At 74.2% G+C, this 1,801-nt stretch carries 1 protein-coding gene and 1 pseudogene; both read right to left on the minus strand.

Features of this window, described 5'->3' with window-relative positions; all coding sequences use genetic code 11:
- Positions 1 to 621 (minus strand): annotated as a pseudogene (locus CWC38_RS11675) (hypothetical protein); the annotation flags it as partial.
- Positions 622 to 1,364: 743 nt separating this feature from the next.
- Positions 1,365 to 1,801 (minus strand): PIG-L family deacetylase (locus CWC38_RS11680; protein ID WP_206059909.1); only part of this gene is annotated, 437 nt, incomplete at its 5' end.

Genomic DNA, 1,801 nt, shown 5'->3' on the forward strand with positions numbered 1-1,801 from the left:
GCTGAGCACACCGTAGCTGAGCATTTCCGCCCCGCCCGAATACCCCATCCAGGTGACGAGATCATGCTGAACGGGTGAATTCCGCAGCAATTCCTTGGTGGTGAGCGCTCGCAGCCAGCCCAGGTTCACACGCATGTTCTCCCACCACGTGCGGTCCCCGTTCGAGTCCGGGGACAGCGGCACGGCCAGGAGTGCGTTGTGGGAGGCCGCCACCGCAGCGAGGCACGTGCTGCGGCCGCCGGGTTCGTAGAACTCCGCGCCCCCGTCCCCGTGCAGGTCCACCACGAGTCCCACCGGCCGGGACGTGTCCACACCGCCGTCGATCACGTGGAAACGGCTCGTGACCCCCCGGTCCGTGAAGCTCTGGTCCAGCCGCCCCAGGGGTCCCGCCTGCGTCTGGTCCTCGGCCGTCTCCTGCGTGGCCCGGGTGACCGTGTGGGGGTGCGCCCGGGGATCGTCCGCCGCGAGCCCGTAGGCAGTGCAGTCCGTCGTGGCCGGTGCGTCCGCGCGGAAGGGGTTCACAGCGACCAGCACGCCGGCCATGACCAGCACGGCGACCGCCGCGACCACGGCCACGGCGCGCCAGCGGCGGGACGTCGGGCGCGGGGCTCTCGTGGGCATGGCGGTCATCGTACCCCCGCCGTCGCCGCACGTCGGAACGGGGGCGCAGCGAGGACGACGACGCTGCGGGCCCCACCGCGGCCCACCCGGGCGACGCCTCGTCCGCTGGCTGGGGTGGGCGCATGAGTGATTCCGCACCCTTCGTGGACCGTGTCGTGCCGGGCGCAAGGCTCCCCCGGGCTCGCATTCCACGGGGACCCCTTCGACCCCGCCCCTTCGTCCGGGACACCCGCGGGTCCCGCGGCGGCGCTGCGGTGCCAGGGGCACGACGTCGTGGGTCCCGGTGCCCGCGCGGGCGAGCGGGTCGACCCCGGAGTCCAGCGCGCGCTCGCGGTCCCCGGATGATCCCGCGGCTGTCCGCGGTCCTGCGGGGCCAGCCACTCCCCGAAGCCGTGGACCCCGCGAAGGTCTTTCCCGTGGGCCTCGGGCCCACCACGTGCCGGGAGCCGTTCCCGGGGAGCGGGGCCGATCCCGCGGCCGGGCAGGGAACGGAGCCGAGCGGCGTCGTCGGGACCGGTGGCGAGCGCCACGGCGTGGACGGGCGGGGCGGCACGGTCGACGACGGCGGTGCCGCGGGCGGCGGTGCAGTGGACGGCGGCGCGGGGGAAGGACTGGAGCGTGCCCCGGTTCCTGTTCGCGGGCAAGGCGTGGGAGGACAAGAACGGGCACGCGCGCCTTGTGGTCCGCCTGCTTCGCGGTGAGCGGCGCGAAGGTGCTGCAGCGCAGGTCCCTCGGGTAGAGGTTCACGTCGCAGACCGCCACGTCGGGCACGACCACCGACGGCGCCGCCCAGTGCCCCGGGGAAAGTGTCCCGGGGAAGTGGCCAGCCGCGCGGTGCGCATCCCGGCCTCGTACGCGGCGATGTGGTCCTGGTGCAGGGACGGGAACGGCAGGTGCAGCTCCTCCGGTTCCAGCTCCGCGCAGATCTCGTCCGGTAGCCGCGCGAGCGCGAGCACGTCCGCCCCCGCGGCGCCGTCCGGCAGGCCCAGCTCGCGGGTCCGTGTCACGCCCAGCACGTCCATGGCCCGGGCGAACTCACGACGCCGCGTGGGGCTCCCCTCCGCGAGGACCACCGCGGTGCACTTGTCCGGGAACGTGGCCAGCAGTCCCCCGCAGCCCATGCCCTCGTCGTCCTTGTACGGGGCTGTGACAAGTCGTCTCATCGTGCGGTGTCCAGGGG

The sequence above is a fragment of the Kocuria tytonicola genome, assembly GCF_003687455.1.
GTDB classification, from domain to species: domain Bacteria; phylum Actinomycetota; class Actinomycetes; order Actinomycetales; family Micrococcaceae; genus Kocuria; species Kocuria tytonicola.